Origin of the sequence: Rhodoglobus vestalii (assembly GCF_006788895.1) — a bacterium.
Classification (GTDB): Bacteria; Actinomycetota; Actinomycetes; order Actinomycetales; family Microbacteriaceae; genus Rhodoglobus; species Rhodoglobus vestalii.
This window is the reverse complement of record NZ_VFRA01000001.1, coordinates 223240-247535: the sequence shown is the minus strand read 5'-3', so window position 1 is coordinate 247535 and position 24296 is coordinate 223240. Positions and strand designations below refer to the sequence as shown.

General features: G+C 57.9%; 24 protein-coding genes and 1 pseudogene. 14 read left to right on the top strand and 11 right to left on the bottom strand.

Annotation, left to right across the window (positions count from 1 at the left end; all coding sequences use genetic code 11):
- Positions 1-43: 43 nt before the first annotated feature.
- The 3 genes from FB472_RS01210 (at position 44) to dnaE (ending at position 5433) form a co-directional block, all read left to right on the top strand.
- Entirely contained in the window at positions 44-817 is a 774-nt protein-coding gene (locus FB472_RS01210; protein ID WP_141989307.1) for a DivIVA domain-containing protein, read from the top strand.
- 109 nt (positions 818-926) lie between these two features.
- Positions 927-1847 (top strand): RluA family pseudouridine synthase, encoded by a 921-nt coding sequence (locus tag FB472_RS01205; protein WP_141989306.1) that lies wholly within the window; start codon positions 927-929, stop codon positions 1845-1847.
- A gap of 121 nt (positions 1848-1968) precedes the next feature.
- Positions 1969-5433: a DNA polymerase III subunit alpha gene (dnaE, locus tag FB472_RS01200; RefSeq protein WP_246078253.1), complete on the top strand. Its 3465-nt coding sequence runs from the start codon at positions 1969-1971 to the stop codon at positions 5431-5433.
- 90 nt (positions 5434-5523) lie between these two features.
- On the opposite strand, the gene FB472_RS01195 is transcribed toward dnaE, so the two are convergent.
- Positions 5524-6027, bottom strand: a complete 504-nt coding sequence (locus tag FB472_RS01195) for a flavin reductase family protein (RefSeq protein WP_141989304.1) — start codon at positions 6025-6027, stop codon at positions 5524-5526.
- A gap of 68 nt (positions 6028-6095) precedes the next feature.
- Here FB472_RS01195 and hisD point away from each other — a divergent pair, with 68 nt between their 5' ends.
- From hisD to FB472_RS01180, 3 genes are read left to right on the top strand one after another with little or no spacing between them, the layout of a single operon-like run.
- Positions 6096-7406, top strand: a complete 1311-nt coding sequence (hisD, locus tag FB472_RS01190; protein ID WP_215730362.1) for a histidinol dehydrogenase — start codon at positions 6096-6098, stop codon at positions 7404-7406.
- 23 nt (positions 7407-7429) lie between these two features.
- Entirely contained in the window at positions 7430-7888 is a 459-nt protein-coding gene (nrdR, locus tag FB472_RS01185; protein WP_141989303.1) for a transcriptional regulator NrdR, read from the top strand.
- A gap of 50 nt (positions 7889-7938) precedes the next feature.
- On the top strand, positions 7939-8973 hold the full coding sequence (locus tag FB472_RS01180; RefSeq protein ID WP_141989302.1) for a quinone-dependent dihydroorotate dehydrogenase: 1035 nt from the start codon (positions 7939-7941) through the stop codon (positions 8971-8973).
- A 33-nt stretch (positions 8974-9006) separates the two neighbouring features.
- Here FB472_RS01180 and FB472_RS01175 read toward each other — a convergent pair whose 3' ends face one another.
- Positions 9007-9585 (bottom strand): DUF3043 domain-containing protein, encoded by a 579-nt coding sequence (locus tag FB472_RS01175; RefSeq protein WP_141989301.1) that lies wholly within the window; start codon positions 9583-9585, stop codon positions 9007-9009.
- Positions 9586-9623: 38 nt separating this feature from the next.
- Between FB472_RS01175 and FB472_RS01170 the strand changes: the two genes are divergently transcribed.
- From FB472_RS01170 to FB472_RS01145, 6 genes are all read left to right on the top strand, one after another.
- Entirely contained in the window at positions 9624-11042 is a 1419-nt protein-coding gene (locus FB472_RS01170) for a dipeptidase (RefSeq protein WP_141989300.1), read from the top strand.
- 9 nt (positions 11043-11051) lie between these two features.
- Positions 11052-11408: a HesB/IscA family protein gene (locus tag FB472_RS01165; RefSeq protein WP_141989299.1), complete on the top strand. Its 357-nt coding sequence runs from the start codon at positions 11052-11054 to the stop codon at positions 11406-11408.
- Positions 11409-11544: 136 nt separating this feature from the next.
- Positions 11545-12402 carry an aa3-type cytochrome oxidase subunit II gene (ctaC, locus tag FB472_RS01160; RefSeq protein WP_215730361.1) on the top strand — a complete coding sequence of 286 codons (858 nt, stop codon included), beginning with the start codon at positions 11545-11547 and terminating at the stop codon, positions 12400-12402.
- Between the two features lie 5 nt (positions 12403-12407).
- Positions 12408-14087, top strand: coding sequence for an aa3-type cytochrome oxidase subunit I (gene ctaD / locus FB472_RS01155; protein WP_141989297.1), 1680 nt, complete (start codon positions 12408-12410; stop codon positions 14085-14087).
- Positions 14088-14090: 3 nt separating this feature from the next.
- A complete protein-coding gene (locus tag FB472_RS01150) occupies positions 14091-14513 on the top strand; it encodes a cytochrome c oxidase subunit 4 (protein WP_141989296.1) in 423 nt (140 codons plus the stop codon).
- 4 nt (positions 14514-14517) lie between these two features.
- Complete coding sequence (locus FB472_RS01145; protein WP_141989295.1) at positions 14518-14943, top strand: GNAT family N-acetyltransferase; 426 nt, start codon at positions 14518-14520, stop codon at positions 14941-14943.
- A 269-nt stretch (positions 14944-15212) separates the two neighbouring features.
- Here FB472_RS01145 and qcrB read toward each other — a convergent pair whose 3' ends face one another.
- Genes qcrB through ctaE form a run of 4 tightly spaced genes read right to left on the bottom strand, consistent with a single transcriptional unit; the run spans position 15213 to position 19404 of the window.
- Complete coding sequence (qcrB, locus tag FB472_RS01140) at positions 15213-16829, bottom strand: cytochrome bc1 complex cytochrome b subunit (RefSeq protein WP_141989294.1); 1617 nt, start codon at positions 16827-16829, stop codon at positions 15213-15215.
- Entirely contained in the window at positions 16826-17902 is a 1077-nt protein-coding gene (gene qcrA / locus FB472_RS01135; RefSeq protein ID WP_141989293.1) for a cytochrome bc1 complex Rieske iron-sulfur subunit, read from the bottom strand. Before qcrA ends, qcrB begins: the two co-directional genes overlap by 4 nt.
- Positions 17903-17941: 39 nt before the next feature.
- Positions 17942-18751 (bottom strand): cytochrome bc1 complex diheme cytochrome c subunit, encoded by an 810-nt coding sequence (gene qcrC, locus FB472_RS01130; RefSeq protein WP_141989292.1) that lies wholly within the window; start codon positions 18749-18751, stop codon positions 17942-17944.
- Positions 18752-18768: 17 nt separating this feature from the next.
- On the bottom strand, positions 18769-19404 hold the full coding sequence (gene ctaE / locus FB472_RS01125; RefSeq protein WP_141989291.1) for an aa3-type cytochrome oxidase subunit III: 636 nt from the start codon (positions 19402-19404) through the stop codon (positions 18769-18771).
- Positions 19405-19481: 77 nt separating this feature from the next.
- Here ctaE and trpD point away from each other — a divergent pair, with 77 nt between their 5' ends.
- A complete protein-coding gene (gene trpD / locus FB472_RS01120; RefSeq protein ID WP_141989290.1) occupies positions 19482-20534 on the top strand; it encodes an anthranilate phosphoribosyltransferase in 1053 nt (350 codons plus the stop codon).
- On the opposite strand, the pseudogene FB472_RS01115 reads toward trpD, so the two are convergent.
- Together FB472_RS01115 and FB472_RS01110 are read right to left on the bottom strand one after the other, a co-directional pair.
- Positions 20531-21124 (bottom strand): annotated as a pseudogene (locus FB472_RS01115) (FGGY-family carbohydrate kinase); the annotation flags it as partial. The gene trpD and the pseudogene FB472_RS01115 sit on opposite strands and share 4 nt — an antisense overlap.
- Before the next feature lie 190 nt (positions 21125-21314).
- Entirely contained in the window at positions 21315-21686 is a 372-nt protein-coding gene (locus tag FB472_RS01110) for a YchJ family protein (RefSeq protein ID WP_035898093.1), read from the bottom strand.
- A 109-nt stretch (positions 21687-21795) separates the two neighbouring features.
- Here FB472_RS01110 and FB472_RS01105 point away from each other — a divergent pair, with 109 nt between their 5' ends.
- Entirely contained in the window at positions 21796-22731 is a 936-nt protein-coding gene (locus FB472_RS01105; RefSeq protein WP_141989289.1) for a universal stress protein, read from the top strand.
- Here FB472_RS01105 and FB472_RS01100 read toward each other — a convergent pair.
- The 3 genes from FB472_RS01100 to FB472_RS01090 form a co-directional block, all read right to left on the bottom strand.
- Positions 22728-23036, bottom strand: coding sequence for a transcriptional regulator (locus FB472_RS01100; RefSeq protein WP_141989288.1), 309 nt, complete (start codon positions 23034-23036; stop codon positions 22728-22730). The two genes, FB472_RS01105 and FB472_RS01100, sit on opposite strands and share 4 nt — an antisense overlap.
- On the bottom strand, positions 23033-23932 hold the full coding sequence (locus FB472_RS01095) for a hypothetical protein (RefSeq protein ID WP_141989287.1): 900 nt from the start codon (positions 23930-23932) through the stop codon (positions 23033-23035). Before FB472_RS01095 ends, FB472_RS01100 begins: the two co-directional genes overlap by 4 nt.
- A 121-nt stretch (positions 23933-24053) precedes the next feature.
- Complete coding sequence (locus FB472_RS01090) at positions 24054-24272, bottom strand: hypothetical protein (protein WP_141989286.1); 219 nt, start codon at positions 24270-24272, stop codon at positions 24054-24056.
- Positions 24273-24296 lie beyond the last annotated feature (24 nt).

Genomic DNA, 24296 nt, shown 5'->3' with positions numbered 1-24296 from the left:
AACGTTGTGTATACGTTGAAAGAAAGTTTTAGAGGTAGAGCAAATGACTTTGACTCCAGAAGATGTGGTCAATAAACGGTTTGAATCAACGAAGTTCCGCGAGGGCTACGACCAAGATGATGTCGACGATTTTCTCGACGAGATCGTCGTTGAGCTGCGCCGTCTGAATCAGGAAAACGAGGAGCTCCGTCAGCGTCTCACTGCCGCCGAGTCCCGTTCACACGAGCAGTCGTCGGTCAGCAACGCACCGCCGCCGGCGTCTGCGGCTGCGGCAATCGAGAGCGCTCCGGCACCTGCCGTGCCAGCAGTTTCCGCTCCGGAGCCAGCTTCCTCTGCTCTCGACGACACCAACAGCACCAATAACTTGCTCCAGCTCGCGCGCCGCCTGCACGAAGAACACGTGCGTGAAGGCGTAGCCAAACGCGACGCTTTGATTGCCGAAGGTCAGGCATCTGCTGCCGGACTCGTTGCCGACGCGGAGTCTGAACAACGTGCCCAACTGGGTTCGCTCAAGCAAGAGCGTGAAGCGATTGAGGCACGCATCGACTCCCTGCGCAGCTTTGAGCGGGAGTATCGCGAAAAGCTCAAGAGCTACATTGAAGGTCAGCTCCACGAGCTTGACTCCGCCAACCTTGTGTCGGCCGGAGCGCAACCTGAAACATCGCAACCCGAAACACCGCAACCCCAAACGCCTGCGAGTCAGCAGCCTGCTCCCCTTGCGCAGCCAGCAGGTGGTCACATGCCCTCTCAAGGCTTCGCAGCCCCGCAGCCGGCACAGCAGCCCCCGGCAAGCTTCACCGGTTTCTCGAGCAACTAGTTTTTCGCATACGCCGTCAGCAGCCCGGTGAGAGCTTCCGCTCCGCCGCCGCTGCTGGCGGCTTTTGCTATGACCACACCTTCACCAGTGAGAAATTCGAGGAGCAGTAGTGGAAACCCGTAATATGCCGGTTCCTGAAGGGCTCGCTGGGCAGCGCGTAGACGCCGCTCTAGCGAAGCTCCTTGGATTCTCACGCACCTTTGCCGCGGAAGTCGCACAAGCAGGGGGAGTGAGAATGGATGGGGTGGAAGTGGGTAAGTCTGACCGTCTCGCCGCAGCTGCCTGGCTCGAAGTATCCTGGGTCTCCAAATCAGAACCACAGATCGTTCCGGTTGTGCTTGACAGTCTGGGCATCATTTACAACGATGAGCACATTGTCGTTGTCGACAAACCTCCCGGGATCGCATCCCACCCATCGGTTGGATGGGATGGCGTTACCGTGCTGGGAGCTCTCGCCGGCGCTGGATATCGAATCTCAACGTCGGGAGCTGCTGAGCGGGCGGGAATTGTACACCGACTTGACGCGGGAACAAGTGGGCTGATGGTTGTCGCGAAGTCGGAAGTGGCGTACACCGCCCTCAAACGTGCGTTCCACGATCGACAAGTAGACAAGATCTATCACGCAATTGTGCAGGGGCATCCTGATCCACTATCGGGAACTATCGATGCTCCGATCGGTCGGCATCCGGGGTCGAGCTGGAAATTCGCTGTTGTTGCTGGTGGCAAAGACTCCATCACTCACTACGAGACGCTCGAAGCGTTCCCTTCTGCTGCGTTGGTTGAAGTTCACCTTGAAACCGGGCGCACTCATCAAATCCGCGTGCACATGGCTGCGCAGCGGCATCCGTGTGTCGGCGACAGCATGTACGGGGCCGACCCCACGATTTCAGCCAAGCTTGGACTGACCCGCCAGTGGCTGCACGCCCACAAACTGGGTTTCACACATCCAGCGACCGGCGAAGAGGTGCGGTTCGCGTCGCGATATCCGTCTGACCTTCAGGCTGCACTTGAGGTGCTTCGCACCGACTAGGGCGCGTCAGTTAGAGTCTGTTTGCGGCGCTGGCTTAGGCTTGATTTCGAAAGAATTCGGAGTGTCTGTGGCTGCTAATAACGACTCGTTTGTGCATTTGCATGTTCATAGCGAGTACTCGATGCTCGACGGTGCTGCGCGTGTCGGGCCATTGCTCGATGCCGCTGTTGAACAGGGCATGCCGGCGATTGCGATCACCGATCACGGCAACATGTTCGGTGCCTACGACTTCTGGAAGTCGGCCACCGCGCGTGGCATCAAACCGATTATCGGGACCGAGGCGTACATTACGCCGGGCACGGCTCGCGGAGATAAAACGCGAGTGCGCTGGGGCGGGAGCCATCAGACTCGCGATGATGTCGGCGGCAGCGGTGCGTATACGCACATGACTTTGCTGTCGCAAAACAATGAGGGCATGCACAACCTGTTCCGAATGTCGTCGACGGCGTCGATTGAGGGGTTCTATTTTAAGCCCCGAATGGACCGAGAGCTGCTCAGCCAGTACTCGAAAGGCATTATCGCCACCACCGGATGTGTCGGAGGCGAGGTGCAAACAAGACTTCGTCTCGGTCAGTACGACGAAGCGCGCCAGGCCGCTGCCGATTTTCAAGACATTTTCGGCAAGGAGAATTTCTTCGCCGAAATCATGGACCACGGCATCGATATTGAGCGTCGCACGATGCAGGACCTTCTCAGGCTCGCCAAGGAACTGGGGATGCCGCTACTAGCCACCAACGACTTGCACTACACGCACTCCCACGATGCCACCGCTCATGCGGCGCTGCTCTGCGTGCAGTCAGCCTCGACCCTTGATGACCCCAACCGTTTCAAGTTCGATTCGAACGAGTTCTACCTCAAGTCAGCGGCTGAGATGCGTTCGTTGTTCCGCGAACATCCCGAGGCCTGTGACAACACTCTGCTGATCGCGGAGCGCTGTGAGATCAGCTTTGAGGGTCGCGACCTCATGCCCCGGTTCCCCGTGCCCGAGGGGGAGACCGAAGCAACGTGGTTTGAGAAGGAGGTCGCCCGTGGCATGAATAAGCGCTTCAACAATGTTCCGTCTGAGGCGCATCTCGCACAGGCGAAGTATGAGGTGGATGTTATTCAGCAGATGGGGTTCCCAGGCTACTTCTTAGTGGTCGCCGACTTCATCCAGTGGGCTAAAGCACAGGGCATTAGGGTCGGTCCAGGTCGGGGTTCTGCGGCTGGCTCGATGGCGTCATACGCGGTGGGAATCACCGAACTAGACCCGCTAGCGCACGGGCTCATCTTTGAGCGGTTTCTGAACCCCGAGCGGGTATCAATGCCCGACGTCGATGTCGACTTTGATGATCGGCGACGAGGCGAAGTCATCCGCTACGTCACGGAAAAATATGGGGACGACCGGGTCGCACAGATCGTCACCTATGGCACTATCAAGGCCAAGCAGGCGCTCAAGGACTCTGCGCGCGTGCTGGGGATGCCGTACTCGGTAGGCGAGAAACTCACCAAGGCTATGCCGCCCGCAATTATGGGTAAGGACATTTCCCTCAGCGACGTGCGCAACAAAGACGCAGCACGCTACAAAGAGGCAGCAGATATTCGCGGGATCGTCGATACCGACGCCGACGCCGCCAAAGTCTTCGAGACTGCGGTCGGTCTCGAGGGGCTGAAGCGGCAGTGGGGGGTTCACGCGGCCGGTGTCGTGCTCTCGGCTGAACCATTGCTTGACGTCCTTCCGATCATGCGTCGCGAAGATGATGGCGCCATCATTACCCAGTTCGATCAGCCGCCACTCGAGAGTCTTGGCCTCATCAAGATGGATTTCTTGGGTCTGCGGAACCTCACGGTGATCGAAGACGCACTGACCATGATCAAAGCGAACACAGGGTCACCCCTCGTGATCGAGGACCTCGATCTCGATGCCGACCAGAAAACCTATGACCTGCTCGCTCGCGGCGATACCCTGGGTGTGTTTCAACTCGATGGCGGACCGATGCGGGCGCTGCTCAAGCAGCTAAAGCCGACCAACTTCGAAGACATTTCTGCCGTCATCGCGCTCTACCGCCCTGGCCCCATGGGAATGAACTCTCACACGAAGTATGCTCTGCGCAAAAACAGACTTGAGGGCATCGATGCTATCCATCCAGAGCTTGAAGAGCCGCTCCGCGAGATTTTGGGCACCACATTTGGACTAATCGTCTATCAAGAGCAGGTCATGTCGGTTGCTCAGAAAGTCGCCGGGTTCACTCTTGGCCAAGCAGATGTTTTGCGTCGCGCGATGGGCAAGAAGAAAAAAGAAGAGCTCGACCAGCAGTTTATCGGATTCGAGAGCGGAATGCTCGAGAACGGCTTCAGCAAGGAAGCGGTAAAAGTGCTGTGGGAAACGCTCATGCCGTTTGCCGACTACGCGTTCAACAAGGCACACAGCGCCGGCTATGGCGTACTCAGCTACTGGACCGCTTACCTCAAAGCTAACTACCCGGCCGAGTACATGGCCGCGCTTCTCACGAGCGTTGGCGACTCCAAAGACAAGTTGGGCATGTATCTGAGCGAGTGCCGCCGCATGGGGATCCGAGTGTTGGCCCCCGACGTCAATGAGTCGACCGTCAACTTCACCGCCGTCGTCGGTGACATCCGCTTTGGCCTCGGCGCAGTTCGGAACGTTGGAGCGTCGGTGGTCGAACAGATTGTACGGGCTCGCACCGAAAAGGGGCGCTTCGAGTCGTTCCACGATTATTTGCGCAAGGTCCCCATCCAGGTTGCCAACAAGCGCACGGTGGAATCGCTCATTAAATCGGGCGCCTTTGACTCTCTTGGAGCTACCCGCCGGGGTCTGCTTGAGATTCACGAAGATGCATGTGACTCAGCGGTGAGCCTCAAACGCAACGAGGCAAACGGTCAAGTTGATTTGTTCGGTGGCATCTTTGATTTCGACGAAAGCGATGATGGTGTTCCCGATCGACCAGAGTGGTCAAAGCGCGACAAGCTTGCGTTCGAGCGCGAAATGTTGGGGCTTTATGTCTCTGATCACCCGCTATCCGGGCTGGAGTTGCAGCTAGCGAAGCATCAGGATGCGACGATCACCGAGGTTTTGTCTGGTGATGTGGTTTCCGATGGCGAGCATGTATCCATCGCGGGCTTGGTGACGAGTGTTCAGCACCGTGTAGCCCGAAACAGCGGCAACCAGTACGGCATTGTGACAGTGGAGGATTTTGGCGGCGAGATCAGCGTCATGTTCTTGGGAAAGACGTATCAGGAGTTTGCCCCTGGCCTTATCAACGATTCAATCGTTGTCGTGCGTGGGCGCGCTAGTGCACGGGATGATGGCATGAATCTGCACGCGGTCAGCATGTTCTCGCCCGAACTGGGTCCAAGCTTAGGATCCGGTCCGATCGTGGTGTCGATCAATGAACAACGGGCTACGACTGACGTGGTCCTGGGGCTCAGCGATGTTCTCATCCGGCATTCTGGCGAAGTCGAGGTGCGGTTACGTCTCGTGCGCGATGACGTTGCTCGAGTCTTCGAAGTTCCCTATCGGGTGAAAGTTTCTGCGGATCTCTATGGCGAGCTTAAGACCCTTCTCGGCCCGGGATGTCTGGGGTAGCCGAAAAAGGGGGCCTCTACGCGGCGCAGCCCCGGCTGCGGAGCTTGGCCGCCGACCGGGCTGGTTGCTGACTGAGCGGGTCAGAGGAACTTAGTTGTCGAGGCTGTGCGGGCGCATGTAGGCGCGTTCGTGGTAAATCAGGGCTTCGTCTTCGTCACCCAGAATGCCGTGATCGATTTCGACTACCACCACGGCGTTATTATGCACGGGATGCACGTCGATGATGCGTCCAATCGCAATGGCGGTCGCTCCATCGAGCAGTGGCAGGCCACTGTCGTCGGCATGCCAGTGATCGCCAACGAAGCGTAGATCGTGGTCGGCGGCCATGCGTTCGGCGAGGTGGCGGCTTCGCGGCCCGATCATGTGAATCGCGACCAGATTGCCCACGGTGATGGCGGGCCAAGAGCTCGATATCTGCGCCATATTGAAGGTTGCCAGCGGGGGAACGGCCGCCAGCGACGCTAGCGACGTTGCGGTGAATCCCACAGGGCGACCGTCGGGTGCGATCGACGTCACGACTGCGACACCAGCCGCGTGACGTCTGAAGGCGCTCTTGAACGCGTCGATGCCGATTGTTGCTGCTGAATTATCCATATCCTCAACCTCAAGCCTAATCGGCGCGCAGAAATTCCTCGTACAGAACGAACTAACATGGGGGAGCCATGTTGCTGAATACAATCGATCTTCGCGCCGCCACTTCGAGCCGCGCTGACCTTTCCCGCGTCATCCCTCGTGCGCAGTTGGATGTATCCGCCGCTTTTGCTACAGCGATGCTGCTAATCGACGACGTTCGTGAGCGAGGCGAGCAGGCGTTGCTCGACCAGGCTGAGCGATTGGATCGCGTACGACCTGACCGAGTGCGCATCCACGCTGACGAAATTAATCGAGCAACACGAGCACTTGAGCCGGCCGTGCGCGAGGCTCTCGAGCTTGCTATCGACCGTGTCCGCACCGCGAGCAAGGCCCAAGTGCCTCCGCCGATCATGACTGAGTTGGGCGATGGCGCAGAGGTTGTACAGCGGTGGCAACCTGTCAATCGGGTTGGCCTTTACGTTCCCGGCGGAAAGGCTGTTTACCCTTCGAGTGTCGTGATGAATGTTGTGCCCGCTCAAGTGGCCGGCGTGTCGTCGGTGGCTCTCGCGTCACCTCCCCAGCGCAATTTCGGGGGAACCGTGCATCCGACAATTCTTGGGGCCGCAGGCCTCTTAGGGGTCGACGAGGTTTATGCAATGGGAGGCGCTGGAGCGATCGGTGCGTTCGCGTATGGAATTCCTGATTTAGGTCTCGATCCCGTTGACATCATCACTGGCCCGGGCAATGTCTACGTCGCTGCGGCCAAGCGAGCGGTGCGTGGCATCGTTGGTATCGATTCAGAGGCTGGCCCAACGGAGATTCTGATCATCGCGGACGCGGCTGCTGATGCCAGGCTCGTGGCTGCAGATCTGTTGAGCCAGGCGGAGCATGACGAACTTGCTTCTGCGGTCTTGGTTACGGACTCAGAAAATCTCGCTGATGCTGTGCGCACCGAACTCGCCAAACAGCTTTCTGAAATGCGCCATTCGGAGCGTGCGCGAATTGCCCTCGACGGTCAGCAGTCGGCGATCGTGTTGGTGAGTGATATGGCGGCGGCCGCTGCGCTGAGTAATGCCTACGGTCCGGAACACTTGGAGATTCAGACCGAGGAGTCGGGCAGCGTGCTGGACATGATCGACAACGCTGGTGCAATTTTCCTTGGGTCACATTCCCCGGTGAGTCTGGGAGACTATCTCGCTGGCTCTAATCACGTGCTTCCCACCGGCGGGCAATCACGGTTCTCGTCGGGGCTCGGTGCGTATACGTTCCTGCGGCCCCAGCAGGTGGTCCGTTATAGCCAAGAGGCACTTCGTGCCCTTGAGCCGCACATTGTCGCGCTCAGTACCGCGGAAGATCTTCCTGCTCACGGCGCGGCCGTGAGTGCACGGTTCCACGAGTAGTAACCGGCTACGCTTAGGGCACTATGTATTGCCCTTTCTGTAGGCATCCCGACACCAGGGTTGTTGACTCTCGCACGAGTGACGATGGTCTTTCGATTCGACGGCGCAGACAATGCCCCGAGTGCGGCAGGAGGTTCTCGACAACAGAAACCGCATCACTCAACGTGATCAAGCGCAATGGAGTCGTCGAGTCGTTCAGTCGTGAGAAGATCGTCAGCGGCGTGCGCAAAGCGTGCCAGGGACGACCAGTCACTGATACCGATCTTGCTGTTCTTGCTCAAAAAGTGGAAGAGGCAATTCGTGCCACGGGCGCGGCTCAAATTGATGCGAACGAAATCGGTTTGGCGATTCTCTCGCCCCTGCGCGAACTCGACGAGGTCGCTTACCTACGTTTCGCGAGTGTCTATCAGGCGTTCGATTCACTCGAAGATTTTGATATGGCGATCAGCCAGCTTCGCTTGGACCACGGCACAACCGCGTAGTTCGGTCATCTTGTGTCCATCTTCTTCTAACGCTGAGAGTGCCGTTTCCCATGTATGAGTTCCTTTTTCGCAACGTTCTCAGACGCCTTGATCCCGAGTTTGCTCATTCGCTGGCATTCTCAGTAATTCGAGCTCTTCCGGTGCTGGGCATCGGTCGTTTATTGCAGCGCACCCCGGACCCGATACTGCGAGTTGAAACCTTGGGCCTGAGCTTCGAATCGCCTTTCGGCGTTGCGGCAGGTTTCGACAAGTCGGGCGCAGGCATTCGCGGGCTTGGCCAATTAGGTTTCGGTCACGTCGAAGTAGGCACCATTACCGCGTTACCACAGCGGGGGAACCCCAAGCCACGACTTTTTCGGCTTATTGCCGATCGAGGTGTTATCAACCGAATGGGCTTCAACAACGCTGGCGCTCTCGCGGCGTCGAAGGTGGTTGAGCGCGCACGACGGCGATCACAACGGCCGGTGATAGGCGTGAACATCGGTAAGTCGCGAGTCGTTGCCGTCGACGATGCTATTGACGATTACCTCACAAGCACGAGAGCGCTCGCGCCCTTGGCTGACTACCTTGTTGTCAATGTGAGTTCGCCAAACACTCCGGGGCTGCGCGGACTACAAGAGATCGACAAGTTGAAACCACTGCTCACTGCCGTGAAGGCTGCCGCCGGTGCAACCCCGGTGCTCGTGAAGATTGCTCCCGATGTCTCGGACGCCGAAGCTTCCGCGATCGCGCAGCTTGCTGTCGATGAACTCGACGGCATCATCGCGACAAACACGACACTCTCGCGCGAAGGTCTGGCGACAGAATCGCATATCGTCGATGCGGCTGGTGCCGGAGGTTTATCGGGCAAGCCTGTCGCTGCGCGGTCGCTAGAACTATTGCGAGTAATTCGCGCCGTTGTTCCTTCCGAGTTTTGCGTGATCTCTGTTGGCGGGGTCGAAACTGCGGAGGATGTCGCCCAGCGCTTGCGCGAAGGTGCCACCCTGGTCCAGGGTTATACCGGCTTTCTTTACTACGGCCCGTTGTGGGCTCGCACCATCAACCGCGAACTCGCGAGGATACTGGACGCCCAACGCGCCGACTAGTCCTATTCGCGCCGGTCGCTCTGGGCTTGCAGGTCAGCTGGGGTGTTGCCCGCGCTTCACCTGTGGTTTGGGAAGGCGCATGATGCGCAGCTGGAGTGATCGCATTGCCGCGTACCAGCGAACTTTTTCCGCGCGTGATTCGCCGAATTTTTCGGCTACTTTTCGACGAAGTCGCAGCCCGAGCAGAATGGCGTCGATCGTGGCGATCAGAAAGAAGCCCCAGAGCGCAAACAGCCCAAAGATCTGCACCTCTGGTTGGGGAAAGAGGGTCAGGATGATGACGATAAACATTGCCGGAATGAGCAGTTCACCCACGCTGAATCGTGCGTCAACATAGTCTCGAACAAACCGCTTTTGCGGCCCGCGATCACGGGCCGGCAGGTACCTCTCTTCGCCATTGGCCATACCGATTCGCGCTCGTTCGCGCGCTGCCTGCGTCTGAGTGCGAGCCTGGCGACGGGCTTCCTTGCGGTCGTCAGAGACCAGAGGGCGCAGGTTGGCGGCCTCACGTTCTTTGCGTGTGGGTGTCGGGCGTCCCTTACCGATGACAGTTTCATTGTCAGGCGGGGTGTCGGGAGTCGAGTCGCTACCGGTCGAAGATGCTTTTACCACTGGGTTCCTTGCGTTGGTGTCGATCTAAGATTACTCGTATGACTCATCCGCTGCAGCCGACGTTCGCGTCAAATAATTCTGACCCCCTGCTCTCCGTGCTTTCTGAGGCTGTTATCGCAGCAATGCCGGCAACAATCGCAGAGCTTTCAGCTCTGGTCCGGATTCCGTCAGTTTCGTGGGACGGTTTCGACCCCGAGCAGGTTAGTCGCAGCGCTGAGGCGGCGAAGGTCCTGATCGAGGGTATCGGCATCTTTGACAGGGTCGAACTGGCGCGTGCACCGATTGACGAGACAACCCTCGGGCATCCGGCATTGGTGGCAACGCGTAAGGCCAAGAACGGCAAACCGACCATCCTTTTGTATGCGCACCACGATGTGCAGCCCCCCGGACAGGACGCGGACTGGCATTCGCCACCGTTCGAACCGACGGTGCGTGGTGATCGCCTTTATGGTCGCGGCGCCGCGGACGACAAGGCAGGCATCATGGCTCATGTTGCGGCGATCCGTGCGTTTGTCGCAGCGGTCGGCACGGACTTCGATCTTGGGCTTGTGGCTTTCTTTGAGGGCGAAGAAGAATTCGGGTCGCGTTCGTTCGCTAATTTCATCACCGAGAACCGCGAAAAGCTCGCCGCCGATGTGATTGTGGTCGCCGACTCCGACAACTGGGACATCCATACGCCGTCTCTCACGGTTGGCTTGCGCGGCAACGTCACGTTCAAGCTCAAAGTGTCGACGCTGGCTCACGCATCGCACTCGGGAATGTTTGGGGGAGCGGTGCCTGATGCAATGCTCGCCACCGTTAAGCTCCTTGCGACTCTGCACGACGAGAATGGTGCGGTCGCGGTTGATGGTCTATCCACTCGCGAAGGCGCGACGCCCGATTACAGCGAAGAGAAGCTGCGGCACGAGGCTGGCTTGCTCGACGGCGTGTCCTCGGCTGGCACTGGCACAGTGTTGAGTCGCCTGTGGCACAAACCCGCGATCACGATTACCGGAATCGACGCACCGACGGTGATGAATGCATCCAATACTTTGGCACCGAGGGTCACCGTGAAGATCAGTGCACGTATTGCTCCCGGTCAAGATCCGGACGACGCATTCGACGCTCTGCAGGCGCACCTTGAGGCACATGCGCCGTTTGGGGCTCACCTTGAGATTTCTGATGTCGATCGTGGCAGTCCTTTTTTGGTGGATACCAGTGGCTGGGCGGTTGAGGTCGTGAAGACAGCGATGTTTGAGGCGTGGGGTAATGAACCGCTTGAAACTGGCATCGGTGGATCTATTCCGTTCATTTCTGATCTTGTTGAGGTGTTTCCGGATGCTCAGATATTGGTTACGGGAGTTGAAGACCCTGAATCGCGGGCTCACAGCCCCAATGAGTCGTTACACCTTGGTGTGTTTAAACGCGCAATCCTGACTGAGGCGCTTCTGCTCGCAAAATTGGAGCGACGGGCGTAGCATTGACCCATGACTGAAACCGTTGTTGAAACTGCCGCCCATGGAGTTGTGCTAACCGAGGTCGCCACGGACAAGGTTCGTAGCCTGATGTCGCAAGAGGGTCGCGACGACCTTCGCCTGCGTTTGGCTGTTCAACCGGGCGGATGCTCGGGGCTCATCTACCAGCTTTACTTCGACGAGCGCGTTCTTGACGGCGATGTGAGCGTCGACTTCGGCGAGGGAGTCGAAGTCGTTCTGGACAAGATGAGTGTTCCCTACCTTGATGGAGCGAGCATCGACTTCGAAGACACGATCCAAAAGCAGGGTTTCACTATCGACAACCCGAACGCTGAAGGAAGCTGCGCTTGTGGTGACAGCTTTAACTAATTTCACAACAATTTCTTGAGAAGGTGCGCCGGAATGGCGCACCTTTTCGCTTGTGCAGGCGAGCCGGTAATCATCACCACCTCTAGCCTCCTATAGACTAGAACGGTATTAGTCCGTGTTCTTCGAGAGGTCCCAGGTGCGCTCTAACCGCCGAATTCGATGGGCAGCAATCCCTGTCGCTCTGGTCACGATGTTGGTCCTGACCGGTTGCACGCAGGAGCAGCTTCAGGGTTGGATGCCAGGCGACCCCGACACCACTAACCACACGAGCCGCATCATGGGCCTGTGGGTTACGTCGTGGATCGTTCTGCTCATTGTGGGCGTCATTACGTGGGGGCTCATTATCTGGGTCGCGGTCGTGTACCGCCGTCGTCGCGGTCAAACGGGTCTCCCGGTTCAATTGCGCTACAACTTGCCGATTGAGATTTTCTACACGATCGTGCCTCTGATTCTCGTGCTTGGCTTCTTCGCATTCACCGCTCGTGACCAGGCAGCGATTGAAAAGGTCGAGGTCAACCCTGATGTCACGATTGAAGTCATTGGCAAGCGTTGGGCGTGGGATTTCAACTACACCAACGACAACGTTTACAGCGCCGGCGTTCAGGCCGATTTCAACCCCGATGGCACGATCAACGTGGACTCGTTGCCAGAGCTGGTGCTTCCTGTCGACAAGAAGGTAGAAATCAAAATTGAATCGCGTGACGTGATTCACTCCTTCTGGGTGGTCGATTTCTTGTACAAGAAAGACATGATCCCTGGCAAGAGCAACTACATGTACTTCATTCCGACCAAGGAGGGCACGTACCAAGGCAAGTGCGCCGAGTTGTGTGGTGAGTCTCACTCGCTCATGCTCTTCACCGTCAAGGTCGTCTCCGAGTCCGAGTACAACGAATACATCGAAGAGCAGCGTGCAGCTGGCTTCGAGGGTCAATTAGGCGTTGACTACAACGTGAATCAAAACTTGCCCGGCAACGGCAGCAGCGACGAGGAATAGGGCTCATGAGCGTCGAACAAAAGGGCAATGTCTTGGTGAATTGGGTCACCTCGACTGACCACAAAACCATCGGGTACATGTACCTGATTACCTCTTTCTTTTATTTCCTCCTCGGTGGGGTCATGGCGCTTGTCATTCGCGCTCAGCTCTTTCAACCTGGACTTTCGATCGTTGCCACGGGTGAACAGTACAACCAGCTGTTCACAATGCACGGCACGATCATGCTGCTCATGTTCGCTACGCCGCTCTTCGCTGGCTTTGCGAACGTGTTGATGCCGCTTCAAATCGGTGCCCCAGACGTTGCCTTCCCCCGACTAAACGCGTTCGCGTACTGGCTTTACAGCTTTGGCTCTCTCATCGCCGTTGCAGGCTTCCTTACTCCACAGGGTGCAGCATCCTTCGGCTGGTTTGCCTATGCGCCGCTCTCGAGCACAACATTCTCGCCCGGTCTCGGCGGAAACTTGTGGGTCTTCGGCCTCACCATGAGTGGTTTTGGAACCATTTTGGGTGCGGTGAACTTCATCACGACGATCATCACGATGCGTGCACCAGGTATGACAATGTTCCGCATGCCCATTTTCACTTGGAACACTCTCGTGACGTCGCTTCTTATTCTGATGGCGTTCCCGGTTTTGGCCGCCGCGCTCTTCGGGCTTGGAGCGGATCGAATGGTGGGTGCGCACATATACGACCCGGCAAACGGTGGCGTGATCTTATGGCAGCACCTCTTCTGGTTCTTCGGACACCCTGAGGTCTACATCATCGCTCTCCCGTTCTTTGGGATCGTGTCAGAAGTCCTCCCGGTCTTCAGCCGCAAGCCAATTTTCGGGTACTCCACTCTCATTTATGCCACCGTCGCTATCGCCGCGCTCTCAGTTACAGTCTGGGCCCACCACATGTACGTCACGGGCTCGGTATTGCTCCCGTTCTTCGCTCTCATGACAATGCTCATTGCCGTACCGACAGGCGTGAAGATATTCAACTGGGTAGGCACAATGTGGCGAGGCTCAATTACCTTTGAGACCCCCATGTTGTGGGCAATCGGCTTCCTCGTCACCTTCGTGTTCGGTGGGCTGACTGGTGTGATTCTGGCCAGCCCGCCCCTGAATTTCCACGTCTCAGACACCTACTTTGTGGTTGCCCACTTCCACTACGTAGTGTTCGGAACAGTCGTCTTCGCAATGTTCAGCGGTTTCTACTTCTGGTGGCCCAAGTGGACCGGAAAGATGCTGAACGAGCGTCTGGGCAAGATTCACTTCTGGTTGCTTTTCATCGGGTTCCACATGACGTTCCTTATTCAGCACTGGGCAGGGGTAATGGCGCTACCCCGTCGGTACCGCACTTACCTTGAAGAAGACGGTGTTACTTGGATGAACCAGGTGTCGACAATCGGGTCCTTCGTGCTCGCGGTGTCTATGATTCCCTTCTTCTACAACGTCTACATCACGGCGCGTAAGGCGCCCCGGGTGACGGTCAACGACCCGTGGGGCTTTGGGCGTTCACTCGAGTGGGCAACTAGCTGCCCACCACCGCGCCACAATTTCACGTCGATCCCGCGGATTCGCTCAGAATCCCCGGCATTCGATCTCAACCACCCGGAAGCGGGTATCCCGGTGGGAATTGGTCCGGGCAAGGATGCTCCGGATGCACCCGTTTATGATCTTGCGGATGAGAAGGTTAAATAACTCATGAAAGCCAACGTCAAGCTCTACTGGATACTCACCGCGTTCTTTATGGTCCTTGCCGGGCTGTACACGGTGTGGTCGCTGCTCGATCAGGCGCATCAACGAGTTGAGTGGGTCGGAACGATTACTTTACTTCTTAGCGGAATCTTGTGGGCGCTTATTGCCTTCTATCTGGGCAAGGTGCACGACGCTCAAGGTGGCGAGCTAGCGGAAGATCGTCTCGACGCTAACATCGAAGACGGTGACGCTGAGCAAGGCCACTTCAGCCCGTGGAGCTGGTGGCCCATTGTGTTGGCGGCGGCCGTGTCATTGGTGTTCTTGGGAGTTGCAGCCGGAGCCTGGATTGCATTTATTGGTGGCGGAATTTTGGTTGTCAGCCTCGTAGGGTGGACGTATGAGTACTACCGCGGATACTTCGCACGCTAAATCCATGCAGATTCGATCTGCGACTGCTGCTGATGCGGGCTCGGTCTTCGAGCTCCTCAAGCAGCTAGGCACAGAATACGCACCGGATCGTGCGGCATTTGACGCCAGTTTCGTGCACGCCATTGACGATGAGGCGGCTACGCTCATGCTGGTCGCTGAGCAGCCGGAGACGGGCGTTGTGGGCTATGCCTTCGCGACTGTAGCGCACCTACTTCACACCAACGGCAGCTCTGCGCAGCTACAAGAGCTTGTCGTTGATGGTTCAGTTCAGAGTTCGGGTATCGGAACACGCCTAGTTGAGGCAGTTGAGGCAGTGTGTCTCGAGCGTGGTGTTCGGCAGTTGACGGTTCCCAGCCGCGGCTCGGCTGACTTCTTCGAGCGAATTGGTTACCGCTCAACCGCTGACTTTCTGAAGCGCGTTTTCGACTGAAGCACGGCCTCACTTGGTTGATGTGCGGCCGCACCTGTAGCGACGTTAGGTCGAGCAAGTTGAACTTGGCATCGACTGTGCCGCGGGTCACCACAGGTTCCGGGTTGTGGGCTGTGTGCTGTGTGCTGTGGGTTGTGGGCTGTAAACGTTTGGTTCCCTGGTGGACCAGTGAACAACGGCTCCCGAGCATCCAGAGCGCACCCGGTTAACGACTTCTGGGCCTTGACGGTAGCTACCGTTGAGGCCCAGAAGTGTTGTGCGAGAGAGAACTAGTGCTGCTCTTCCTTTGATCGTTCGAGTTCACGATGGGTTGCGGGTGCAATACGGTCTTCGAAGAACCAGCGTGAGGCCGATGCACGAACTCGTTGCCCCACGGTGATCTTTCCCTCTGCATTAGGACGAACCGTCAGGGGCTTGTAGTCCTCGAATGACATAAGCTTCCAGCGCTCGTATTCATCAAGTTGCTCGTGAACTTCAACGTACTCTCCGTGCGGCAAGCGGACGATCCGCCCGGACTCAAAACCGTGAAGCGCAATTTCACGGTCCTTCTTCTGGAGACCAATACATACACGTTTCGTGATGAGGTAGGCAATTATCGGTCCAAAGATGAGTAGAGCCTGACAGGAGTGGATCACACCTTCGATAGAAACTTTGAAGTGCGTCGCTATCAGGTCCGAGCTTGCTGCGGCCCAGAGAACTGCGTAGAACGTGACGCCGGCGGCGCCGATCGCTGTTCGCGTGGGGGCGTTACGTGGACGGTCAGCGATGTGGTGCTCCCGCTTGTCGCCTGTAATCCACGCTTCTATGAAGGGATAGAAAGCGACGATGGCCATAAAGAGTCCTAGGATCACCAACGGAGCGATGATGTTGAAGGACCAGGTGTACCCGAGCCATTCAGTTTCCCATCCAGGAGGGACGACTCGGAGGGCACCGTCAGCGAATCCGATATACCAGTCAGGCTGCGTACCTGCGGAGACAGGGGAGGGGTCGTAGGGGCCATAGACCCACACCGGGTTGATGGAGAACGTCGAAGCGATCAGGGTGATGACGCCAAAGACGATGAAGAAGAATCCACCAGCCTTCGCAGCGAAGCCAGGCATCACGGGCGAGCCGACGACGTTGTCGTTGGTGCGGCCGGGGCCGGCGAACTGGGTGTGCTTGTTAATGATTAGTAGCAGCATGTGAACGCCGATGGCAGCAATGATAAGTGCCGGGAGCAACATGATGTGCAGGATATAGAGACGGCTCACGATATCGACACCGGGGAACTCACCACCGAACAACAGGTAGGAGATCCACGTTCCGATGACCGGGATTCCCTTGACCATTCCGTCAATGATGCGCAGGCCGTTTCCGGAAAGCAGGTCATCGGGGAGTGAGTAGCCGGTGAAACCCTCCGCCATGGCGAGGATGAAGAGAACGAATCCGATGAACCAGTTGATCTCACGGGGCTTGCGGAATGCTCCGGTGAAGTACACGCGGAGCATGTGCAGACCAATGGCTGCTACGAAGAGTAGCGCTGCCCAGTGGTGAACCTGGCGCATAAGGAGGCCGCCGCGGATATCGAACGAGATATCGAGTGTTGATGCCATTGCGACAGACATCTCGATGCCCTTAAGGGGTGCATAGGAACCGTCATACTCGACTTCTACCATTGACGCCTCATAGAAGAACGTCAGGAACGTTCCCGAGAGGAGAATTACGATGAAGCTGTAGAGAGCAACCTCGCCGAGCATGAAGGACCAGTGGTCAGGGAAGATCTTGCGACCTACCTCTTTGACGAGACCGGAGATGCTCGTGCGCTCGTCAACGTAGTTGGCTGCGGCCGACGTGAAGCGCTGTCCGCGCGACTTCTGCTGCACGTCCCGGGTGGGTGTGGTTGTCATAGCTTGCGCTCCCAGAAACTCGGTCCGACGGGCTCCATGAAGTCGCTGGTAGCGATGAGGTAGCCCTCTGAGTCGACCGAAATCGGCAATTGAGGAAGTGGACGTTTTGCGGGTCCAAAGATCACCGCTGCTTCGCGCTTGATGTCGAACTGCGACTGATGGCACGGGCACAGCAGGTGGTGGGTCTGTTGCTCATAGAGAGCAACCGGGCAACCCACGTGGGTACAAATTTTGGAGTAAGCGACAATTCCATCGTAGCTCCAGTTTTCGCGGCCTTCAGAAATTTCCAACTCTTGTGGCTTGAGGCGCACGAGAAGAACAGCAGCTTTCGCTTTCTCTTCGATGCGGTGCTCAGAGTCGTTGAGACCTTCGGGAATCACTTGGAAAGCGGAGCCGAGGGTAAGGTCGGAAGCCTTAATCGGGGTACCGCTGGGGTCGCGGGTGAGGCGCATACCAGGTTCCCAAAATGTGTACTTAAGGAGGCCAACCGGGTCTTCGGCGGGCGCGAGGTCGCGGAAGAGGGCGATTGCCGGCAGCGGGGTAACAACTAGAGCCCCGATGAGGGTGTTGCGCAGGAGCGTACGACGGCCGAAACCAGATTCTTTGTTTCCGAGCGTGAACACCTCGATTGCCTTGGCGCGGGTCTCTTCACTGCCGCGGGTACCGTGACGCTGCTCAACGAGGTCGTGACCTTCCATGAGCGATTTAGCCCAATGGACAGCACCGATACCAATGCCGAGCAATCCGAGCGAAATTCCGAGACCGAGGAATAGCGTGTTGTTGCGCACCGATTGCATGTTTCCCGGCTCAATCGGGAACACGATGTAGGCAACGACAGCCAGCACGCTTCCGATGATGGAAACGAAGAACAGCGCGGACACACGTCGTTCTTGCTGCTTATCGACTTTGGGGTCGAGATCCGTCACGCGTGGGCGGTACGGCGGGAACCCGGGGTTGAGTAGTTCGGCGGTTGGGACGACAGCGGTACCGGCACTGTGTGCAGGTGCTCTATTCTGCGCGACGTCCGTACCCGCAGCCGTGCTGCCGGCGGTATCGCCGTGGTCGTCTGCCATTCTTATCCCTTCAACCGTCCGCTGTGTAGCGGCCGCTAACTAGTTTGACTTAGCCGTGAGCCAGACCGTGATCGCCACGAGCGCGCCCAGACCGAAAATCCAGATGAACAAGCCCTCGGAGACGGGCCCGAGTGAACCGAGGGTGAATCCACCTACGGAAGGTGTCTCGTCCAGGTACTTGAGGTACGTGATGATGTCGGCCTTCTCTTCAGGAGAGAGGTTTGCGTCATTGAATACTGGCATGTTTTGTGGCCCCGTCAGCATTGCCTCGTAGGCGTGCTTGGGAGTGACTCCGGAAAGTCCCGGCGCGTACTTTCCCTCGGTGAGTGCACCACCGGCACCCGCTACGTTGTGACACATTGCACAATTGACGCGGAAGAGCTCGGCTCCGTTGGAAACATCGCCCTCACCCGTGAGGTACATGTCAGCAGGAATTGCAGGACCGGGACCCTTTGAGGCGACGAATACGGAAAGCGCCTGAATCTGCTCTTCTGTGAACTGCACGGGCTTCTTCTCGCCCTGTGGCCCCGAGTAGGCCAGCGGCATACGACCGGTGCCCACTTGGAAGTCGGTGGATGCTGCTCCCACGCCAATCAGCATGGGCCCCTGGGTACTGCCCTCAAGGTTGAGCCCGTGACATGTCGCACAGTTTGCGGCGAAAAGTTTTCCGCCTTCTTCGACAAGAGCTTCAGCGGAGACGCTAGTCTCTGCTGTTGCGCTCGAGGTGAACAGCGCATACGCGCCGCCCGTTCCCACAAGTCCGACGACCAGTAGTGCCACAGTCGCGAGAGGATGGCGTCGCCCCGCAGATCGTGAACTGCGTGACGCGCGGACTGCCTTTGTTGCCATTACGTCTATTCCGTTTCTTATTGGAGCAGGTAGATGATTGCGAAGAGGCCGATCCAGACCGCGTCGACGAAGTGCCAGTAGTAAGAAACGACGATCGCGCTGGTCGCCTCTTTGTGGCCGAAGTTTTTGACAGCGAATCCGCGACCGATCACGAGAAGGAAGGCGATAAGCCCGCCGGCAACGTGGAGTCCGTGGAATCCGGTTGTGATGTAGAACGCTGAACCGTACGAGTCACTCGAGAGACTCACGTTCTCGGAGACCAAAACCGCGTACTCGTAAACCTGGCCCGTGACGAAGACCGCGCCCATTCCGAAGGTCAGGAAGAACCATTCCGTCATTCCCCACTTCCAAAACTGCAGGAGCTTGCCGGTGCGGTTGACTTGCATCCGTTCGGCGGCAAAGACACCAAACTGGCACGTCACTGACGAGAGCACGAGGATAACCGTGATCGTCGTCGCGAATGGCACGTTAAGCTTTTCGGTCTGCTCAGCCCACAGGCCCGGCGAAGTGGATCTGAGAGTAAAGTAAATGGCGAAAAGCCCGGCGAAGAACATCACCTCGCTTCCCAGCCACACGATGGTACCGACCGCAACAGAGTTCGGTCGTTGGACAGACTGGGCTCCGAGTGAGCGGTTGAGGGCAGCTGTGGACACATGTCTATTATGGCCGATATCTTTGGGTTCTTTTTTCAATCCCCGGCCATTCGCTCAGCATCGGTAGAATTTCCCTTATGGTCAACCCAACTTGGCAGGATATTCTCAGTTCGCTCGTCGCCGGAAACGATTTGTCGATCAGCCAAGCCGAATGGGCAATGAATTCTGTGATGAAAGGGGAGGCAACCTCTGCACAACTTGCGGGGATGCTTATTGCCCTGCGCATCAAGGGTGAAACAGTTGATGAGATTGTCGGCTTTCGCGACGCAGCACTAGCCAGTGCTGTGCCGTTGTCGGTCGATCCGATGGCACTCGACATTGTTGGCACCGGTGGTGACCCCTACGGCGCAGTACTCAATATCTCTTCCGCTGCGTCGATCATTGCTGCGGCGGGCGATGTGCCGGTGATCAAGCATGGCAATCGTGCGGCGAGTAGCAAGAGCGGAGCATCCGATGTTCTCAGTGCACTTGGCCTGAATCTTGAACTCACCCCTGATCGTGTCGCTGAGGTATTGGATGAAGTCGGGATCACTTTCGTGTACGCCGCCCTCTTCCACCCTGGGTTTGCGCACGCGGGGCCGACACGTCGCGAACTGGCGATACCCACTCTGTTCAATATTCTGGGGCCACTCTGCAACCCCGCTCGTCCTCAGGCGTCCGCGGTCGGCGTCGGTAGTCGCGAGCGCGTCAGTCTTCTCGTTGGCGTATTTCAGACGCGTGGAGCCACGGCTCTCGTTTACCGCGGCGACGATGGCATCGACAAGCTCACTACTACGGGGCACAGTCACGTGTGGGAAGTGTCGCGCGGCTTCGTGACAGAGCATGACCTTGATCCGCTGGAACTCGGGATCCCGCGCGCTCCGATTGAGGCGCTGCTGGGCAAAGACCCCGAACACAACGCACAGGTCATCCGCTCGGTCCTCGGCGGAGAAAAAACTCCCGCACGCGATGTCGTGTTGCTCAATGCCGCCGCTGGACTCGCAGCATTTGACCTCGCGAAAGATCCCGAACAGAGCCAACGACCGCTACTGGCACGGCTCCGGGAGCAGCTTGATCGCGCAGAAGACCTCGTTGATTCGGGTTCTGCCAGCGCGAAGCTCGATGAGTGGGTCGCTGCCACCAACCGTTAGTTGGTGTCGTCGTCAACCCAGTCGAGGAATTTGGAGATCGCTGTCTTCCAATTGCGGAGCAGCCGTTCATGCTCTGAGGTCTCCATTTGCGGCTCCCACCGGTCGAACCACGGGCAGGTTGAGGATGTCGGCCTGAAACTGCATGAGCGCAGAATTGACCACCATCGCGCCATCGACGCGAAGTTCGGTCATCGCTACTTCGGCATCCGAGTTGGCGGCGTCGATGACATCGCTGGTCTGGAAGGCAGTAGCTTCGAGCGTGGCGTGAGCAGTATGACCCTTGTTGGCGAAACGGGTGAGTCCGAGAATGGCTCCACGGGCATCTGGTCGCCAGTGGGGGGCAAAGAGCCCGGAGAACGCGGGTACAAAGTAGACACCGCCATTGTCGTCGACGGATGCTGCCAGAAGTTTCCGGTGCCGTACGTGTTTTTCGATTCGCCAACCTCGAAGGCAGCTTGACCAAACGCGGCAGCCTGCTGATCGCCCAGGATTCCGGCGGCGGGAACTTCTCGCAGCAGACTCGAAGTTGAGACTGTGCCGTAGGCCTCAGAGGAGCTGCGGATTTCCGGCGAGCTAGCGTTCGGAACCCCCGACACGTGACTGCTGCGGAATCTCACCGGCGGCACGACCCCAGATTATTGCGGTCTCGCGCTGGTTGGTGATGCCGACGGCGGCGATGCTGTGGCGGGTCACGTTTGCTTTGGAGAGCGCTTGCCCGATTGAGAGTATTTACTTCACCGGTTCTCCTTGGTTCTGATTCTTTGACCGTAGGCCTGTTGCTTAGGCCGCGTTCACATACAGCCAAGAGCCATTCTCCCGGACGAAACTGCTGTTCTCGTGTTGCTGATCGGCGATGCCACCGCTTCGGTAATGGGCGCGGAACTCGACGGTCCCGCGCGTATCCAGCATGCTTCCGCCGGTGTGCGCAACGATGTCTAGCCGGCACCAGCGCACCTCCGGATCGAGTTCAAGCACGGGCGGGCGAGTTGACCGATGCCACGTCTTCAGCAGGTACGCGGTGTCGCCGACGGAGTAGGCGCTATACCGCGAGCGCATGAGACGTTCAGCGGTGGGAGCGGCTGCGTCGCCGCGGTGAAAACGTCCGCAGCAGTCGTCGTAGCTTTCACCGGACTGGCAGGGGCACGCAGGCATGGTCTCAGCGTAGCCAATCGTGCGGGTGATCGTCTTTGATGGGGTCGGTCAAGTGGGTACGAGAATTCAAACATTGGTGTCCGGTCAGCAGCCGCTCTATGCTGAGGGCATGAACGGTACTGCTCGTAGGAGCCCACTCGTCGTTGTCGGCGTCGACGGATCGAATTCCTCATTGCTAGCACTGGGGTTCGCCAAGGAGTATGCACACAAACTGCATGGTCGCCTTCGCGCTGTTTCCACCTGGACCTATCCCATCTCCTATAACCCGCTGCCGGTGTCATGGTCGCCAGAGGAGGAGACCAGGTCTCAACTCAGACAAGCATCTCAGGAGGTTTTCGGAGACACCCTGCCCAACTGGTACGAATCGGTGGTTCGGGAAGGGTCCGCTGCCAGCAATCTCATCGCTGAGAGTCGCGCAGCCGACGTGCTCATTGTTGGGAGTCGAGGCCACGGCGGTTTCGCGGGCCTCCTATTGGGCTCCGTCAGCTCGCAGTGTGCGTCGCACTCACGCTGCCCTGTAATAGTCATCCACTCTGCTGACAGTGACCCGAATTACGCGAATGAAGCGGGGCAGACCGGGCTGCTCGAGTCGGCGCGCGACCGCCCTGTCGTGGTCGGGCACGATGGGTCCGCGAATGCGGATGACGCACTGGAGTGGGCGCTGAGCACAGCAGCCCAGCTGGGTGCGTCGGTCGAGGTCGTACGCACGTGGAACCTTGACCGCATCCCACCCCAATTCACCGAGGAGCATGGCTACGTACCGTCGTTCGATGAAGTAACGGCACGGGTGCGGCGCGATCTAGTGGCAGAAACTCGTGGTCTCATCGAGAGGCACCCCACCGTCGAGGTCACCCTTCGCGCGGCTTTGGCACGACCCGCAGGGGAGTTGATCGCAAGCTCACAGCGAGCCCTGATGGTAGTGGTCGGTTCGCGAGGACGTGGTGGGTTCGCCGGACTTATTCTGGGCTCAGTAAGCACCGAGTGCGTCGCACACGCCATGAGCCCCATCGTTGTCGTGCCAGCAGCTTCGCGCAGCGAAAGCTAGGTACCCGCGGGCGGGATTTCGGTAATCGCTCGGAGGGCCAGCAAATGCTGCTGATAGGCGCGGTAACCCTCTGCAGTCGCAGCGACCCAGGTCTTGGGCCTGCTGGCTGCATAGCTTTTTGTGACGGTCACGTACCCGCATTCTGCGAGATAGGCGATTGCTTTACTGAGCGTGGAGTCACCAACTTCGAGCAGAGATTTTGCTGTACTGAAATCGACTTCGTTTGTTCGTCCGAGGGCGGCCATCAATGACAGGCGAATAGGCGTGAAGAAGGCTTCATTGAGTTGATGCCGTGGATGAATCATGGGCGGGACTTGCCGCCGGGCGGGAGCACTGAAGCTGCAAGCATGAGAAGGAAAATTGCGACGCCGATAGCAATCGTGCTCGTGATCGTCAAAAAGTTCACGTGGGGTGCAAGAACCGAGACTCCAAACATAGCGCTCACAGTTAGTCCAAAGGCTATCCACTGAGCAGCACCCCACTCATATCCTGTTCTAGTCAAGCCCCAGATAGTTTGCGCGCCCAAGACGGAGACGACTACCCAAACCATCGCGATGATTGTTGCGATCGAAAAAGGAACTGGGAGCGTGCTTGATGACACCAGAGCACCGCTCGCCACTCCGATTCCCACAGTGTTCCACCGCACCGAATTGCGCAGGGCGGGTCTTGGCGTCGTGGCTGCTCCCTCTTCGCGCAAACGGCCCAAGAGTCGCGCGATGTGGGAGGCGGCGAGCACGGCGAACAGCACGATCGGCAGAAGTGGATTTACCCACCAGGGGTATTGCGTACCCGTAATGCGCAACGCTAATAAAGCAATAAAAGCAGCGACGAGGAGCGCATACGCGATCGTGGATCTACGCGTCGGACGCGTGCGAATACTGAAGTGTTCGCGTGCGCCGACGACGAGTGAGCTGTATAGCAAGACCGGGAATACAAGCAGTCCGGTCTGTGTGAAATTGAACGTGTCGGTGGTGTCGTCCGTAGTGGAGAGCGCAGGGAAGGTGGCGAGGAATACGCCGATGTAGCTCGACATGAGCGCAGCACCCCACAGTGAGAGCCAAGAAGATCCACGGGAGGGTGCGCGGCGCTTCATCTGATCCTGGACGTTGTGTTGGGCCTTGAGTTGCTCAGCCGCATCTTCCGGCGAAGGAGTTGGTGTGTTGGCGAATCTCGAGCCAGTCTTGTTACCGTCGCTTTCCATTTGGAAAGCGTAACATCCCGACGAACGGAAGCCGCAGCCAGCTTCTCTCGCACAGGCTGAACTAGATGCCTCAAGGCGCCGAATTCGGTTGTGTCAATAGGCTGGTCTGTGTGCATAGGCTCTATCCAAAGAAAACTTGCTCAGACGAGTAGAACGCCAGCGTGTAGGAGCACCAGACCACCGCTTCAATAACTGCGTCTCCGGCAGCGGGCAGCCCAATGCGCGTCTTGGTGGGGGAGAGCCAGGCGAAACACCGAATCCACGGCAGCACGCTTGCCTCCACGCTCACGCGTTGAGCCGCCACACAGCGAGCAGTCGCATTGTAACGATTGAGTGACATTTTGGCGCACTGGATCTGGATTTT

Excerpts from the sequence above, each read along its gene's own strand:
- FB472_RS01145 (WP_141989295.1), top strand. The coding sequence starts at position 14,518 with ATGCAGATTCGATCTGCGACTGCTGCTGATGCGGGCTCGGTCTTCGAG.
- FB472_RS01105 (WP_141989289.1), top strand. The coding sequence starts at position 21,796 with ATGAACGGTACTGCTCGTAGGAGCCCACTCGTCGTTGTCGGCGTCGAC.
- trpD (WP_141989290.1), top strand. The coding sequence starts at position 19,482 with ATGGTCAACCCAACTTGGCAGGATATTCTCAGTTCGCTCGTCGCCGGA.
- hisD (WP_215730362.1), top strand. The coding sequence starts at position 6,096 with ATGTTGCTGAATACAATCGATCTTCGCGCCGCCACTTCGAGCCGCGCT.
- ctaD (WP_141989297.1), top strand. The coding sequence starts at position 12,408 with ATGAGCGTCGAACAAAAGGGCAATGTCTTGGTGAATTGGGTCACCTCG.
- FB472_RS01100 (WP_141989288.1), bottom strand. The coding sequence starts at position 23,036 with ATGATTCATCCACGGCATCAACTCAATGAAGCCTTCTTCACGCCTATT.
- FB472_RS01150 (WP_141989296.1), top strand. The coding sequence starts at position 14,091 with ATGAAAGCCAACGTCAAGCTCTACTGGATACTCACCGCGTTCTTTATG.
- qcrA (WP_141989293.1), bottom strand. The coding sequence starts at position 17,902 with ATGGCAGACGACCACGGCGATACCGCCGGCAGCACGGCTGCGGGTACG.
- dnaE (WP_246078253.1), top strand. The coding sequence starts at position 1,969 with ATGCTCGACGGTGCTGCGCGTGTCGGGCCATTGCTCGATGCCGCTGTT.
- FB472_RS01090 (WP_141989286.1), bottom strand. The coding sequence starts at position 24,272 with ATGTCACTCAATCGTTACAATGCGACTGCTCGCTGTGTGGCGGCTCAA.
- FB472_RS01170 (WP_141989300.1), top strand. The coding sequence starts at position 9,624 with ATGACTCATCCGCTGCAGCCGACGTTCGCGTCAAATAATTCTGACCCC.
- FB472_RS01210 (WP_141989307.1), top strand. The coding sequence starts at position 44 with ATGACTTTGACTCCAGAAGATGTGGTCAATAAACGGTTTGAATCAACG.
- qcrC (WP_141989292.1), bottom strand. The coding sequence starts at position 18,751 with ATGGCAACAAAGGCAGTCCGCGCGTCACGCAGTTCACGATCTGCGGGG.
- FB472_RS01165 (WP_141989299.1), top strand. The coding sequence starts at position 11,052 with ATGACTGAAACCGTTGTTGAAACTGCCGCCCATGGAGTTGTGCTAACC.
- FB472_RS01180 (WP_141989302.1), top strand. The coding sequence starts at position 7,939 with ATGTATGAGTTCCTTTTTCGCAACGTTCTCAGACGCCTTGATCCCGAG.
- qcrB (WP_141989294.1), bottom strand. The coding sequence starts at position 16,829 with ATGACAACCACACCCACCCGGGACGTGCAGCAGAAGTCGCGCGGACAG.
- FB472_RS01095 (WP_141989287.1), bottom strand. The coding sequence starts at position 23,932 with ATGGAAAGCGACGGTAACAAGACTGGCTCGAGATTCGCCAACACACCA.
- nrdR (WP_141989303.1), top strand. The coding sequence starts at position 7,430 with ATGTATTGCCCTTTCTGTAGGCATCCCGACACCAGGGTTGTTGACTCT.
- FB472_RS01110 (WP_035898093.1), bottom strand. The coding sequence starts at position 21,686 with ATGCCTGCGTGCCCCTGCCAGTCCGGTGAAAGCTACGACGACTGCTGC.
- FB472_RS01195 (WP_141989304.1), bottom strand. The coding sequence starts at position 6,027 with ATGGATAATTCAGCAGCAACAATCGGCATCGACGCGTTCAAGAGCGCC.